This window comes from Comamonas testosteroni TK102, assembly GCF_000739375.1.
GTDB classification, from domain to species: Bacteria; Pseudomonadota; Gammaproteobacteria; order Burkholderiales; family Burkholderiaceae_C; genus Comamonas; species Comamonas brasiliensis.
In genome coordinates, this window is record NZ_CP006704.1 from 3,213,955 (window position 1) to 3,228,763 (window position 14,809).

10 protein-coding genes are annotated in these 14,809 nt (G+C 59.2%); 4 read left to right on the top strand and 6 right to left on the bottom strand.

All coding sequences use genetic code 11. The features are described from left to right. Positions 1-6 precede the first annotated feature (6 nt). Positions 7-1,266 carry an outer membrane protein transport protein gene (locus tag O987_RS14470; protein ID WP_235214146.1) on the top strand — a complete coding sequence of 420 codons (1,260 nt, stop codon included), beginning with the start codon at positions 7-9 and terminating at the stop codon, positions 1,264-1,266. Positions 1,267-1,319: 53 nt separating this feature from the next. On the opposite strand, the gene O987_RS14475 is transcribed toward O987_RS14470, so the two are convergent. The 6 genes from O987_RS14475 to scpA form a co-directional block, all read right to left on the bottom strand. Continuing rightward, on the bottom strand, positions 1,320-1,784 hold the full coding sequence (locus O987_RS14475; RefSeq protein ID WP_003054918.1) for a VOC family protein: 465 nt from the start codon (positions 1,782-1,784) through the stop codon (positions 1,320-1,322). A gap of 69 nt (positions 1,785-1,853) precedes the next feature. Further along, complete coding sequence (locus O987_RS14480; protein ID WP_043373047.1) at positions 1,854-2,666, bottom strand: YdcF family protein; 813 nt, start codon at positions 2,664-2,666, stop codon at positions 1,854-1,856. Between the two features lie 231 nt (positions 2,667-2,897). Beyond that, complete coding sequence (locus tag O987_RS14485) at positions 2,898-4,946, bottom strand: acetyl-CoA carboxylase biotin carboxylase subunit (protein ID WP_043373049.1); 2,049 nt, start codon at positions 4,944-4,946, stop codon at positions 2,898-2,900. Positions 4,947-4,973: 27 nt separating this feature from the next. Continuing rightward, positions 4,974-6,509 (bottom strand): acyl-CoA carboxylase subunit beta, encoded by a 1,536-nt coding sequence (locus O987_RS14490; RefSeq protein ID WP_043373052.1) that lies wholly within the window; start codon positions 6,507-6,509, stop codon positions 4,974-4,976. Between the two features lie 80 nt (positions 6,510-6,589). Further along, a complete protein-coding gene (gene meaB / locus O987_RS14495) occupies positions 6,590-7,594 on the bottom strand; it encodes a methylmalonyl Co-A mutase-associated GTPase MeaB (protein ID WP_019042236.1) in 1,005 nt (334 codons plus the stop codon). Between the two features lie 37 nt (positions 7,595-7,631). After that, positions 7,632-9,806, bottom strand: a complete 2,175-nt coding sequence (gene scpA, locus O987_RS14500) for a methylmalonyl-CoA mutase (protein ID WP_043373055.1) — start codon at positions 9,804-9,806, stop codon at positions 7,632-7,634. Between the two features lie 122 nt (positions 9,807-9,928). Here scpA and O987_RS14505 point away from each other — a divergent pair, with 122 nt between their 5' ends. The 3 genes from O987_RS14505 to O987_RS14515 all read left to right on the top strand — a co-directional run bounded on the left by O987_RS14505 (position 9,929) and on the right by O987_RS14515 (position 14,256). Beyond that, positions 9,929-10,564, top strand: coding sequence for a GntR family transcriptional regulator (locus tag O987_RS14505; protein WP_043373058.1), 636 nt, complete (start codon positions 9,929-9,931; stop codon positions 10,562-10,564). 134 nt (positions 10,565-10,698) lie between these two features. Further along, on the top strand, positions 10,699-12,243 hold the full coding sequence (locus O987_RS14510) for an MHYT domain-containing protein (RefSeq protein WP_043373061.1): 1,545 nt from the start codon (positions 10,699-10,701) through the stop codon (positions 12,241-12,243). Positions 12,244-12,309: 66 nt separating this feature from the next. Then, entirely contained in the window at positions 12,310-14,256 is a 1,947-nt protein-coding gene (locus tag O987_RS14515) for an AMP-dependent synthetase/ligase (RefSeq protein ID WP_003054908.1), read from the top strand. Positions 14,257-14,809 lie beyond the last annotated feature (553 nt).

Genomic DNA, 14,809 nt, shown 5'->3' on the forward strand with positions numbered 1-14,809 from the left:
CGGACGGTGATCAATCGCAGCGCACAGCATAAGTCAGGCGACAGACTCGTCACTGCCGCGTCAGCATCAACTATTCAAGCCAGCATCCTCCAATTAGACCTGTTCACCTGTCATGTAGATACATTAGATTACATGCATGCAGATGAAATCAGAGCGTTGGAGCAGGCGTTGATAAAAACAAAAGCGGGGGCTGGCTGTGCAGCCATGATGTGGGGACTCTGCGCCCAGGCCGGCGGCCTTGATAGAACGGGCCAGGACCTTGGGCCTTTGTTTGAAAACGGCCGCTATCTTTCCGTGGAGACCTATACGGTCAGGCCCCGGATCCAGGGCGCGGATGCGCTGGGAAAGTCCACCGGGCAAGTCGCCGACGACTATACCCAATGGGGCTTTGCATACAAGCAGGATGTAAATCCACGCACCTCGGTGCTGCTGATGTTGAGCAAGCCTTTTGGCCTTGACATCGCTTACAGCCCGCTGCAATCGCCTCTTTTTGGCGGCACGCAGGCCCGCGTGAGCAGCCATGAGCTTATGGGGGCGCTGCGCTACCGCTGGGATGAGCACTGGGCCGTGCATGGCGGTCTGCGCCTGCAGCGCACGGAAGGACATGTCGCCCTGGGGGGCATGGTATTTGGAGCGCTCAGTGGGTACCGGGTGGATTTCAGACCCAGTACCGAGCCAGGCTACTTGCTAGGCATGAGCTATGAGCGGCCGGATATGACTTTGCGCGTCGCTGCGACCTATTACTCGGCCATCAGGCACAAGATCGCGACCCGTGAAAACCTGTGGCCGGGCGAAACAAGGACCGCATCGACTGCTCCGCAGAGCTTCAACCTCGATGTTCAGACAGGCATCACGTCAAGTACCCTGCTCTTTGGACAGATCCGCTGGACCAACTGGTCGCAATTCCGGCTACACCCGCAGACCTTGGCGGCGATACTCCCAGGGCGCAGTCTGGCGGACATGGAGGACACCACCACCTACACGCTGGGTCTTGGGCAGAGGCTGGCGGCGAACTGGTCCGGCTTTGTCACCGTGGCTTATGACAAGCGCAGCGACAAGGCCGCGCTGTCGCCATTGCGCCCCACCGATGGCCGCCTTGGCTACACGGTAGGGGTGAGCTATCAGCAAGGAAAGTTCAAGCTCACGCCCTGGCTGAGCTACCAGCGTCTGGGCTCGGTTGATATCTCCAGCGGCGGCACGACCCTGGCGGCTTTCGATGCCGAGTCCGCCACGGCGTTCGGGATCAGGCTCGGCTATCAGTTCTGAGAGCAGTCGCAGCTTTCATGCTGCTGCAATCTGACAGCCGGCGCCCGAAGCGCTCAACCCAGCGCCGCAATCACGTCGGCCGGAGCCTGCACCAGCTCGATCAGCACGCCCTCGCCGGCAATCGGAAACTCGTCATTGCTCTTGGGGTGCAGGAAAGTGATGTCATAGCCTGCCGCTCCCTTGCGGATACCGCCGGGAGCAAATCGCACGCCATTGGCCGTCAGCCATTCCACGGCCTTGGGCAGATCGTCGATCCACAGGCCGATGTGGTTCAGCGGCGTGGCGTGCACGGCGGGCTTTTTCTCGATGTCCATGGGCTGCATGATGTCTACTTCCACCTTCATCGCGCCCCGCCCCATGGCCAGAATGTCCTCGTCCACGTTTTCGCGCTCGCTCTGAAAGGTGCCGGTCTGCTCCAGACCCAGCATGTCCACCCACAGCTTTTTCATGCGCTGTTTATCGGTTCCACCGATGGCGACTTGCTGAATACCTAGAACCTTGAAAGGACGGTTGCTCATGAGTGACTCCTTGATTGATAGCTTAAAGCGCAATATTGGTAAGCGCCAGAGCCGGTTTTTATTGAAATATCAGACCTCGCCAAGCAACCAGCTGCTGGCCATGGCAAAGTATTCGCGCAGCCAGGCATTGAAACGCGTGGCCAGAGGGGTCTCAGCCGCCACGGGATAGACCTGAGGCAGATCCTGCCGCTTTGCAATGTCCATGGCGCGCATCAGATGAAAGTCGCTGCTGACCATGGCCATGGGGGCATCCGCAGCCACACCGCGCTCGGCCAGCAAGGGCCGGCTGAGCTTGAGGTTCAGCTCGGTACTGGTGCTGAGCTTTTCCAGCACCAGCCGCTGCGCCGCAATACCGTGACGCTGCTGCAGATAGCGGGCCATGACCTCGGCCTCCGACTCTTTTTCACCCCAATCGACACCGCCGCAAACGGCGACCAAGGCCTGGGGCTGCAGCTTGGCCAGTTGCGCCGCCTGATCCAGCCGCGCAGCCAGAACTGGCCTGGGGTGACCATCGAGCGTGCCGCTGCCCAGCACGACGATGGATTGCACGGGCGGCACTTGCTGCGGCGAAAGACCCAGGCCGGACAGGCGGCTCCAGAACCAGAAAAGGCTGATCAGCCACAGCGCCAGGCCGGCCCAGGCCAGCGACCAGAGCCTTGCATGCAGGGGCCTGGCTGCACGCCAGTGCTGTACGGCCCGCCATTTCCAACTCAGCCCCAAGGCCGCAGCACCCAAGCCGGCTGGCAGCACCACCCCTACATTGAAGTGCCCCAGGCACATCAGCACCAATGCGTCAACCAGCAGCAGCAAGCCCACCACAGCCAGCAAGGCACGAACGAACTTGGCGCGACCGGGAATCGTTGCAGACGCTTTTAATATCATAGCTACTTACACTTACTGGATAAGGGATACAGCTATTTTCCAATGAAAACTTAAAAGCCCGCAAAGCCAAAGCCTTGCGGGCTTCCAATTTCAGGGCCTGAAGGCTGCGACGGCATTCAATGCCGGCCGGCCCCGAAAAATGACACCCCGCGCTCCTCACTGCGTGTGGTCTGGGCCCCTCCAAGAGGGGCGCTTTTCATCTTGGGGCGGCCCGGCGATGAAAAACCGGCATCACTCGAATTCCAGAATGATGTCGTCCACCGCCAGCGAATCTCCCTTGGCAGCGCTGATCTTGCTGACCACGCCATCCTGGGCCGCGAAGAGAATGTTCTCCATCTTCATGGCTTCGATGACCGCCAGCTTCTCGCCGGCCTGCACCTTCTGGCCGGGCTGCACCGCCACGTCGACCAGCAGGCCGGGCATGGGCGAGAGCAGGAACTTGGACAGGTCGGGCGGTGCCTTGTAAGGCATGAGCTTGTGCATCTCTGCGCCCTTGGGCGAGAGCACCAGCACATCGGCTTGCGTGCCATTGTGGATGACGCGCAGTGCCAGCGGGTTCTTGCCATTGCCGCGTTCGATCTGGCAGGTGAAAGCCTTGCCATTGCAAACGCCGCGCACCACCAGATCGCGAATGTCTGCATTGCTGCGGAACTCGTAGGCCTTGTCGCCAATGACGACCTTGCAGACGCGCGCCTGGGCATCGAAGTCGGTCACCTCGCCAGTCACATACTGGTTCTTGCCTTCAGCACCCAGAACCACTGCGGTGTACTTCTCGCCCACCTGCACCTGGTGGCCTTGCATCTGGCCGGTGATGGTCGATGCACGCGCACGATAGCGGCGATTGCGGAACAGGGCCAAAGCCACCAGGAAGTCGGGATCATCGTGGGGCACGTCCTCGGCATGGAAGCCGTCGGCATAGTGCTGGGCAATGAAGCCGGTGTTGAACTGGCCCGAGACAAAGTCCGGGTGTGCCAGCAGAGCTGCCTGGAACGGGATGTTGGAGCTGATGCCGCGAATGGCAAAGCCGTTGAGCGCTTCGCGGGCCTTGGCGATGGCGTCGTTGCGGTCCTTGCCGTGCACGATGAGCTTGGCGATCATCGAGTCGTAGTACATGGGGATTTCGCCGCCGTCATAGACGCCAGTATCCACACGCACGCCGTTCAGATGCTCAGTGTCGGACTGCCACATGGTCTGCTCGGGCGGCGCAAAGCGAACTAGGCGGCCGGTCGAAGGCAGGAAGTTGCGGAACGGGTCTTCGGCGTTGATACGGCACTCGATGGCCCAACCGTCGCGCTTCACATCGGCTTGGGCAAAGGACAGTTTTTCGCCGGCGGCCACACGAATCATCTGCTCGACCAGATCGAGTCCGGTGATGCATTCGGTCACCGGGTGCTCGACCTGCAGACGGGTATTCATCTCCAGGAAGTAGAAGTCCTGGTCCTTGCCGACCACGAACTCCACGGTGCCAGCGCTCTGATACTTGACGGCCTTGGCCAGGGCCACGGCCTGCTCGCCCATGGCCTTGCGGGTGGCATCGCTGATGAAGGGCGAAGGCGCTTCCTCGATCACCTTCTGGTGACGGCGCTGTATCGAGCACTCACGCTCGTTCAGGTAAACCACATTGCCATGGCTGTCGCCCAGAATCTGGATTTCGATGTGGCGGGGCTCCTGTACGAACTTCTCTATGAAGATACGGTCGTCGCCAAAGCTGTTGCGCGCTTCGTTCTGGCAGGAGGCAAAACCTTCAAAGGCTTCCTTGTCGTTGAATGCCACGCGCAAACCCTTGCCACCGCCACCGGCCGAAGCCTTGATCATCACGGGGTAGCCAATGCCCTTGGCGATTTCCACGGCCTGTTCGGGACCGCCGATGGCGTCGTTGTAGCCGGGGATGGTGTTGACCTGGGCTTCGCCGGCCAGCTTCTTGGACGCGATCTTGTCGCCCATGGCAGCAATGGAATGCGACTTGGGGCCGATGAAGGCAATGCCCTCTTCTTCGCAGCGCCTGGCAAAGCCCTCATTCTCCGAGAGAAAACCGTAGCCGGGGTGCACCGCCTGTGCGCCGGTCTGCTTGCAGGCCTCAATGATTTTTTCGCCCAGCAGATAGGACTCACGGCTGGGTGCGGGGCCCAAGCGCACGGCCTCGTCGGCGAGCTTGACATGGCGCGCGTCCTTGTCGGCGTCGGAATAGACCGCCACGGTCTGGATGCCCATCTTGCGGGCGGTGGCGATGACTCGGCAGGCGATCTCGCCGCGGTTGGCAATCAGAATCTTGGTAAACATGGATATATCTCCTGGTTCTTCTTGTTCTTACAGGGGGATGTTCCCGTGCTTGCGCCAGGGGTTGTCCAGCTGCTTGTTCTTGAGCATCTCCAGCGAGCGGCAGATGCGCTTGCGTGTTTCGTGCGGCTGGATCACATCGTCGATAAAACCACGGGCTCCGGCCACAAAGGGGTTGGCAAAGCGCTCCTTGTATTCCGCTTCGCGTGCAGCCAGCTTCACCGGATCATTCTTGTCCTCACGGAAGATGATCTCCACCGCGCCCTTGGCGCCCATCACGGCGATTTCGGCATGGGGCCAGGCCAGGTTCACGTCGCCACGCAAATGCTTGGAAGCCATCACGTCGTACGCGCCGCCATAGGCCTTGCGGGTGATGACAGTGATCTTCGGCACTGTGGCTTCGGCATACGCATACAGCAGCTTGGCACCATGCTTGATGATGCCGCCGTATTCCTGGGAAGTGCCGGGCATGAAACCGGGCACATCCACGAAGGTGACCACAGGGATGTTGAAGGCATCGCAAAAGCGCACGAAGCGCGCCGCCTTGATGGAGGACTTGATGTCCAGGCAACCGGCCAGCACCAGGGGCTGATTGGCCACGACGCCCACGGTCTGACCGGCCATGCGGGCAAAGCCGATGATGATGTTCTTGGCGTACTCGGGCTGCAGCTCGAAGAAATCGCCATCGTCCACGGTCTTGAGAATCAGCTCCTTCATGTCGTAGGGCTTGTTGGCGTTTTCGGGCACCAGCGTATCCAGCGACAGATCGGCGCGACCCACGGGATCGGTGGCCTCGCGCACAGGAGCCTTTTCCTTGTTGTTCAAGGGCAGGTAGTTATAGAGTCGACGCAGCATCATCAGTGCTTCCACGTCGTTGTCGAATGCCATGTCGGCCACGCCGCTCTTGGTGGTGTGGGTGATGGCCCCGCCCAGCTCTTCGGCCGTGACCTCCTCGTGCGTCACGGTCTTCACGACTTCGGGACCGGTCACGAACATATAGGAGCTGTCCTTGACCATGAAGATGAAGTCGGTCATGGCCGGCGAGTACACGGCGCCGCCGGCGCTGGGGCCCATGATCATGGAGATCTGGGGCACCACGCCCGAGGCCAGCACATTCTTCTGGAACACATCGGCATAGCCGCCCAGAGAGGCAACGCCTTCCTGGATACGCGCACCACCCGAATCGTTGAGGCCGATGACGGGAGCGCCGACCTTCATGGCCTGGTCCATCACCTTGCATATCTTCTCGGCATGGGTTTCGGACAGTGCGCCGCCGAACACCGTGAAGTCCTGGCTGAACACAAAGACCAGACGGCCGTTGATCATGCCGTAGCCGGTGACCACGCCGTCGCCGGGGATCTTGGTGTTTTCCATGCCGAAGTCCGTGCAGCGGTGCTCCACGAACATGTCCCACTCTTCAAAAGTACCGTCGTCCAGCAGCAGCTCGATACGCTCGCGCGCCGTCAGCTTGCCTTTCTTGTGCTGCGCGTCGATGCGCTTTTGTCCCCCACCCAACCGAGCGAGTTCTCGCTTGGCTTCCAGCTGCTTCAGGATATCGTCTTGCATGCTTGTCCTCTAACGTGATTTGGGTTGCTTGTCTCGCAATGGTGATGCTGCGATGCTATGGTAATAAGAGCTGCTAGCGCCTACTGCATTTGGGCTAGAAGTAGATTTCTTGCTGCGGTACTGGCAGCGATACGACCCGCTGTCACATCGTCCTGAAGGACGGGGAGCATGGCCTTGACCCGCGGATGCTGGCGAAACGCCTGCTTGAGGCCGAAGTCGATGCGCTCCCACATCCAGGCCAATGCCTGCTTCTCGCGGCGCAGGGCCAGGCGGCCGTTGGAGGTTTGCAGCTCCCTGAAGCTGCTGACTGCAGCCCAGAAGCCCTCCACTCCCTGTCCCAGCAAGGCACTGATCTGCAGTACGCGCGGCTGCCATAGTGCGCCGGTGTTGGCGTGGTCTGGATTGCCGTGCATGCCCAGCAGGCGCAGACTCGATGTAATCTGGGCCTGGGCACGCGTGGCGGCGTGGGGGTCGATGTCGGCCTTGTTGATGACCACCAGGTCGGCCAGCTCCATCACGCCCTTCTTGATGGCCTGCAGATCGTCGCCAGCGTTGGGGAGCTGCAGCACGCAGAACATGTCCGTCATGCCGTGCACGGCAATCTCGCTCTGGCCCACGCCCACGGTTTCGACGATGACCACGTCATAACCGGCGGCTTCGCAGACCAGCATGGCCTCTCGCGTCTTTTCGGCCACGCCGCCCAGCGTGCCGCTGCTGGGACTGGGGCGGATATAGGCCTCCAGCCGCATGGACAGTTGCTCCATGCGGGTCTTGTCGCCGAGGATGGAGCCGCCTGAAACGGTGCTGGACGGATCAATCGCCAGCACGGCCACACGCAGCCCCTTCTCTATCAGAAACAGGCCCAGGGCTTCGATGAAGGTGGATTTGCCGACGCCCGGCACGCCGCTGATGCCAAGGCGAAATGCCTTGCCCGTGTGCGGCAACAGAGCGGTGAGCAGACCGTCAGCCTGTTCACGGTGGTCGGCCCGGGAGGATTCAAGCAAGGTAATGGCCTTGGCCATGGCCCGGCGCTGCACGGCAGGGTTGCCGCGCAGGATGCCGTCTTGCATTTGCTCAGGGGTCACGTTGCGGTCGCCTTTGCTATCGATGCTTGCCGGCCGATCAGAGACCGTTGGCCTTCTTGATCTGCTCCAGCACATCCTTGGCGCTGGCAGGAATGGGAGTGCCGGGGCCGTATACGCCCTTGACGCCCGCGTTGTAGAGGAAATCATAGTCCTGGGCGGGAATCACGCCGCCCACGAAGACGATGATGTCGTCCGCCCCCTGCTTCTTGAGCTCGGCAATGATGGCCGGCACCAAAGTCTTGTGCCCGGCGGCCAGGGTCGACACACCCACCGCATGCACATCGTTCTCGATGGCCTGGCGCGCGCATTCTTCGGGTGTCTGGAACAGCGGCCCCATGTCCACGTCAAAGCCCAGGTCGGCAAACGCGGTTGCGACCACTTTGGCACCGCGGTCGTGACCGTCCTGACCCAGCTTGGCGATCATTACGCGGGGGCGTCGGCCCATGGCCTGCGAAGCGGTGTTGATCTCTTCCTTGAGCTTGTCCCAGCCTTCGGCCGAGTCATAAGCGGCAGCATACACGCCGGTCACCTTCTGGGTATCGGCGCGATGGCGACCAAACGCCTTTTCCATCGCGTCGGAGACTTCACCCACCGTGGCACGCAGGCGCACGGCCTTGATGGACAGATCCAGCAGATTGCCCTCTCCGGATTCTGCTGCAGCAGTGATGGCAGCCAGCGCTGCTTCGACCTGGACAGCATCGCGCTTCGCCTTGATATTCTTGAGCCGCGCGATCTGGCTGTCACGCACCTTGACGTTGTCCACTTCCAGGATGTCGACCGGGTCTTCCTTGGCCAGCTTGTACTTGTTGACGCCGACGATGACTTCCTTGCCGGAATCGATACGCGCCTGCTTCTCGGCGGCGGCGGCTTCGATCTTGAGCTTGGCCCAGCCGCTGTCCACAGCGGCGGTCATGCCGCCCATGGCGTCGACTTCCTCAATGATGGCCCAAGCCTTGTCGGCCATTTCCTGGGTCAGCTTCTCCATCATGTAGGAGCCAGCCCAGGGGTCGATCACATTGGTGATATGGGTCTCTTCCTGAATGATCAGCTGCGTGTTGCGGGCAATGCGGGCTGAGAACTCCGTAGGCAGGGCAATGGCCTCGTCCAGCGCATTGGTGTGCAGGGACTGGGTACCGCCAAACACGGCTGCCATGGCTTCGATGGTGGTGCGAACCACGTTGTTGTAAGGGTCCTGCTCGGTCAGCGACCAACCCGAGGTCTGGCTATGGGTGCGCAGCATCAGGCTCTTGGGGTTCTTGGCATCGAAACCCTTCATGATTCGGCACCACAGCAGGCGCGCGGCACGCATCTTGGCCACTTCCAGGTAGAAATTCATGCCCACGGCCCAGAAGAAGGACAGACGGCCCGCAAAAGCATCCACGTCCATGCCCTTGGCAATGGCAGTCTTCACATACTCCTTGCCGTCGGCCAGCGTGAAAGCCATTTCCAGAGCCTGGTTGGCACCGGCTTCCTGCATGTGATAGCCCGAGATCGAGATCGAGTTGAACTTGGGCATGTTCTGGCTCGTGTACTCGATGATGTCGCCAATGATCTTCATCGACGGCTTGGGCGGGTAGATATAGGTGTTGCGCACCATGAACTCTTTCAGAATGTCGTTCTGAATCGTTCCGGCGAGTTGATCCTGTGGGACGCCCTGCTCTTCGGCTGCCACCACATAGCCGGCCAGCACGGGCAGCACGGCGCCGTTCATGGTCATGGAGACTGAGACCTTGTCCAAGGGGATCTGGTTGAAGAGAATCTTCATGTCCTCGACGGAATCGATCGCCACGCCGGCCTTGCCCACATCACCCGTCACACGTGGATGATCGGAGTCATAGCCGCGATGGGTGGCCAGATCGAATGCGACGGAAACGCCTTGACCGCCGGCGGCCAGTGCCTTGCGATAGAAGGCGTTGGATTCTTCGGCGGTGGAAAAGCCAGCGTACTGGCGAATCGTCCAGGGCCGCCCTGCATACATGGTGGCCTGGGGACCGCGGATGTAGGGGGCGAATCCCGGCAGCGTGTTGGTGAATGGCAGATCTTCCGTGTCTTCCGCCGTGTACAGCGGCTTGACGGTAATGCCGTCCGGCGTGACCCAGTTCAGGTTGTTGATATCACCGCCAGGAGCTGCCTTGTTGGCGGCCTTGTTCCAGGCTTGCAGATCAGCGGGGGCGAATTCTTGTGGGTCCTGTACCGGATTCTCTTGGCTCATGTTGTCTCTCGTATGCGGTGCGCGCAGTGAAGTTTGGAATTGCGGTGAACTACCTAGATGCGTCTAGTGTACATGATTCATAATTATGAATTCAAAATACTTGCAGCATATAATCACGCGTAATGACAAGCAAAACACTTACTCCTCTTGCGCTATATGAGCAGGTCGCCGAGCAATTGCGCCAGCGCATCTTCCGGCGGGAGCTTGAACCTGGTGCCTGGATCGACGAGCTGAAGATTGCCGAGGAATACGGCATCAGCCGCACGCCCCTGCGCGAGGCATTGAAGGTGCTGGCCGCCGAAGGCCTGGTGACCATGAAGCTGCGCCGGGGTGCCTACGTGACCGAGGTCTCGCGCAAGGACATCTCCGACGTCTATCGCTTGCTGAGCCTGCTGGAAGCGGATGCAGCGGCCGAGGTTGCCGGCAAGGCCACGGACGAACAATTGCAGCGTCTGCAGCAGACTCATGAGGAGCTGAAACAGAACACAGCCGACGCCGAGCGGTTTTTCGCGCTCAACGAAAGCTTTCATATGCAGATTCTCGACATTGCCGACAACCGCTGGCGTAACCAGCTAGTAGCCGATTTGCGCAAAGTCATGAAGCTCAACCGCCACAAGTCGCTGTTCAAGCAAGGCCGTATCGAAGACTCTCTGGCAGAGCACGAAGCCATCATGCAAGCATTGCTGCAGCGAGATCCGAAAATCGCCATGAGCGCAGTGCAGCAGCATTTCGCGAATGGACTCGATGCGGCGATCTAGACGATCCCTCTTTGTCGGCTCATGGAAAATGCGCTTTGGTATTTATCCTACAAATTTGAAATATTGGATTACCCGATTCATGCGATGCTCGCAAAGTAACTGAATGTGCTTTCAGTGTTACAGGATCATGATTCATGCTGGCGCAATTTTTCTGGGGCTCCTCTGCTGACGCTCACTTGATCAAGGGCGAATATGACCCTTTGCTTGTAATCCTGTCGCTGGCAGTTTGCTGGATTGCTTCCGGACAGGCATTGCGCCATGCGTCTTTTGCCCGATCAGCCACTTCACGACAATTGCGCTACTGGTCTATTGTGAGCGGATCGCTGGCATTAGGCATAGGCATATGGGCCATGCATTTCATCGGCATGCTCGCTTATTCCCTGCATGCGGCGGTTCAGTATGATTTGACGGTCACGGTCCTTTCCATTATCCCGGGCATTGCGGCGTCTGCAGTGGCTCTCGCCTTGCTGACTCACAATGAGCTCAATCTCAGGCAATTGATCTTGGGAGGATTGGCGGTAGGCATTGGCATTGCAGCCATGCATTATTGCGGCATGGCTGCAATGCGCACACCGGCGACCCACCAGTATTCAGCCGCCTGGTTTTTCATCTCCTTGGTTGTCGGCGTCGCACTGGCTACGCTTGCTCTCTGGGTCCGTTTCGGGCTGGCGCGCTTCAAACTCAAACAGGACCATTGGCGCAAGACACTGGCGGCTGTCACCATGGGCGCAGCAATATCCGGCATGCATTACACAGCCATGCTGGCGCTGCGAGTCACTTCGGACCATGAGATCCATGATGCAACAACATCGAACGACCGCCTGATTCTGGCGCTGACGATTGCCCTGATTACGCTTCTATTCGGTGGATTGATTGCACAGGCCAATGCCTTGATCCATTACCGTAGTCGCTGGCAGAAAGTGGATATGAATGAGGCCAGACTGCAAGCCTTGGTCAATATGGCGGCGGATGGAATTATCTGCATCGACAATCAGGGCCGAGTGACGGATTACAACCCTGCAGCGGAAGTCCTATTCGGCTGGAGCCCGGGGGAAGTATTGGGCAAGAACGTGAAAATGCTCATGCCAGCCGCGTTAGTCACCCAGCATGATGCCTATCTGGAACAGCATGAAGCTGGTCAGCGCAATAACGCGCCCCCTCTGCAGAACAAGATTTCAGAGGTGCTGGGCCAGCACAAGGACGGTACGCTGGTTCCAATGCGTCTGGCATTGAGCCAGGCCGAGGCACGGGGCCAGCGGATGTATGTAGGGCTTCTGACCAATCTCTCGGACCGCAAGCGAACCGAGCGCCAATTGCATATCGCAGCCACGGTATTCGATCATTCCCACGAAGGCATGGTGGTACTGGATGCGAACCGAAAAATCGTGGACATCAATCCGGCTTTTTCGCGTATCAGCGGCTTGAAGCGCCAAGCCGCCAAGAACAAGGAGTTCGCCAGCCTTTTCATCCGTGGCGATGACGATTCGGATGTCCAGTGGTCGCAGATCTGGACGGAAATCGGCAGAAAAGGACACTGGCAAGGCCCGTGCGTCATGCAGCACGACATGAACCGGCACCAGATTTCCCTGACGGCGGTGCGTGACGAGCAGCAGCGCCTGCACCATTACATTGCCGTCTGCTACCAAAGCATCGATATCCCGCTCGGAGCCGCATTCTGAGTCCCGAATTTCCATAACGCTATCATTCACGTAGCGGGAAGCTGCCTGCTTCTTGAAGGTAAGCGCATGAACCAACAAAGTGAAATCGACGTACTGGGTCTCCGGACAGAGAATCGACATCTGACTATCGAGCAGGTGCAGACCTTGCCGGAGCTCCTGGCCATGCGGGTCAGCGCCACGCCATCAGCGGAGGCTTACCGAGCGTTCGATGAAAGCAGCAACGTCTGGAAAAGCCTGAACTGGGCCGAAACAGCCCAGCGGGTTGCCCTGTGGAGCCGCGCCTTGTGCGCATCGAATCTTCCTGCCGGTGCAAGGGTGGCAATCCTGCTGCCCAATGGCTTTGATGCGATGACCATCGACCAGGCCTGTCTGCGCTGCGGCTACGTACCCGTTCCTCTGCATGCCATAGACAATGCCGGCAGCATTGCCTACATCCTTGCCGATTCGGGGGCGTCCTTGCTGGTGGTGGCCGATGCCAAAGCCTGGCAAAAAATTTGCGCTACCGGTCAGGAGCTGCCCGAACTTCAGGCCGTGATCCACGCACAGCAAGGCCGTACCAACGAGTCATCGAGCGCCTCTCCCATACCCGCCGAACAAGCTGCGCAAGAGTCCGTCAAGACCCTTCAGCGAAAACCGCTCATCGTCTTGTCCGCCTGGCTTCAGGCTGGTCAACGGTATACCTCTGCCCTCCCCGAGCCACCAGACAAAACACAGCTAGCAGGCATTGTCTATACCTCGGGGACGACCGGAAAGCCCAAGGGGGTCATGCTCACCCATGACAACGTGGTCAGCGACTTGCACGCTGTGATGCAACGTGTGAAGGCTTTTCCCGAGGACGTCTTCCTCTCGTTTCTGCCGCTTTCACACACTTTCGAGCGCACTGCTGGCTACTACCTGGCCATTGCCACCGGCTCCTGCGTGGCCTACGCGCGTTCTGTCGCACAACTTGCGCAGGACATGAAGCAGGTCAAGCCGACCGTGCTGATATCCGTGCCTCGCATCTATGAACGTGTTTATGCCAAGGTTCAGGAATCGCTTGCCTCCAGCAGCCTCAAGCGCAAGCTGTTCGAGGCGGCAGTCAACAAGGGCTGGAAGCGTTTTTGCGCTCGTCAAGGCATCCCCTTGAGCGAGCAGCTCGATGCCCAAGCAAGCTGGGCTTCTGCCTTGCCAGCCTGGCTGCTGCGCAGCCTTGTCGCACAACCCTTGCTCGCACAGTTTGGAGGCCGGCTACGCGTGGCCGTGAGCGGCGGAGCCCCTTTGTCTCCAACCATTGCGCGCTGTTTTCTGGGTCTGGGCCTGCCCATGCTGCAAGGTTACGGAATGACCGAAACCGCCCCTGTGGTCAGTGCCAACGGCCTCGACGACAACTGGCCCGATACCGTTGGCCGGGTGCTGCCGGGGATTGAAGTCCGCATTGGCGATGATCAGGAACTGCAGGTCTCTGGCCCGGTGGTGATGCGAGGTTACTGGAACCGTCCGGAAGACACGGCCAAAGCCTTTACTGCCGACGGCTGGCTCAGAACCGGGGACCAAGCGGCCATCGAAAACGGTCGCATTCGAATCAAAGGTCGAATCAAGGAAATCATTGTGACGTCGACGGGTGAGAAAGTGCCTCCCAATGATGTGGAACAGGCCATCCTCGTCGATCCCCTGTTTGAGCAAGTGTTTGTGGTTGGCGAGGATCGTCCTTTCATCGCCTGTATCGCCGTTGTCAGTCAAATGGAATGGGAAGTGCTTGCCAGGAGTGTCGGCCTGAACCCGGATGACGCTTCCAGCCTGCACCATGCTGCTGCTGAGAGAGAAGCACTTGCCAGAATCGAAAAGCAGACACGTAGCTTTGCCCGTTATGCAGTGCCCAGAGCGATCCATCTGGTCAGGGATAGCTGGAGCATTGACAACGGCTTGATGACCCCTACCCTCAAGCTCAAGCGCAAGAACTTGATGGCTTACTACGAAGATGCCATCGAGCAGATGTATGGCAAGCCCATCGAAAGCTGGAAAACAAAAGCCTAGGAATGGTTGAATTCAGGGTTTTGGAACCTTGAATGAATTCATGTAAGTTACATTAAATAAGCCATATTATCTCTTGGAGGCCCATATGACATGCATGTACAGGCTAAAGAACTGTTGTTGTCCAAAGCCATGGCCCTGCAACCCGATGCTCCGGCAGTAAAAATGCCCGCTCGACTATGCAGCCTCGAGAACCCAAGAAGTGCTCAGAATCCTCACCCGGTTGTTTGCCAGTGTTGATCTTCGCCTCTGCCTCATTACGGCAGTGACACCCGCGTCAGCCGCTTCGTCGCTTGCACGGCCGGCCTCCTGCTGGCGACAACTGCAGCATCGCAAATGCATAGAGCCATCACCTATGCATCCATGCACTGACTGATATGGCGCTATGTGAGCTGGCGAAGTTTCATAAATCCCTGCGACAGTTGCTGATTTCACTGCTCATCGGCAGATGTCTGCACGCCATCGTATGCTTCGCTGGCCTGGTTGCATCCGCGGCGCATAGCCTGCCCTGCAATCTCCGGAACATGAAAGTACTAAGCGGACTACTGCCCGTGAT

What these genes read in the sequence shown, in the direction of transcription:
- O987_RS14475 (WP_003054918.1), bottom strand. Translation starts at nt 1,784, where the DNA reads ATGAGCAACCGTCCTTTCAAGGTTCTAGGTATTCAGCAAGTCGCCATC.
- O987_RS14480 (WP_043373047.1), bottom strand. Translation starts at nt 2,666, where the DNA reads ATGATATTAAAAGCGTCTGCAACGATTCCCGGTCGCGCCAAGTTCGTT.
- O987_RS14485 (WP_043373049.1), bottom strand. Translation starts at nt 4,946, where the DNA reads ATGTTTACCAAGATTCTGATTGCCAACCGCGGCGAGATCGCCTGCCGA.
- O987_RS14490 (WP_043373052.1), bottom strand. Translation starts at nt 6,509, where the DNA reads ATGCAAGACGATATCCTGAAGCAGCTGGAAGCCAAGCGAGAACTCGCT.
- scpA (WP_043373055.1), bottom strand. Translation starts at nt 9,806, where the DNA reads ATGAGCCAAGAGAATCCGGTACAGGACCCACAAGAATTCGCCCCCGCT.
- O987_RS14505 (WP_043373058.1), top strand. Translation starts at nt 9,929, where the DNA reads ATGACAAGCAAAACACTTACTCCTCTTGCGCTATATGAGCAGGTCGCC.
- O987_RS14510 (WP_043373061.1), top strand. Translation starts at nt 10,699, where the DNA reads ATGCTGGCGCAATTTTTCTGGGGCTCCTCTGCTGACGCTCACTTGATC.
- O987_RS14515 (WP_003054908.1), top strand. Translation starts at nt 12,310, where the DNA reads ATGAACCAACAAAGTGAAATCGACGTACTGGGTCTCCGGACAGAGAAT.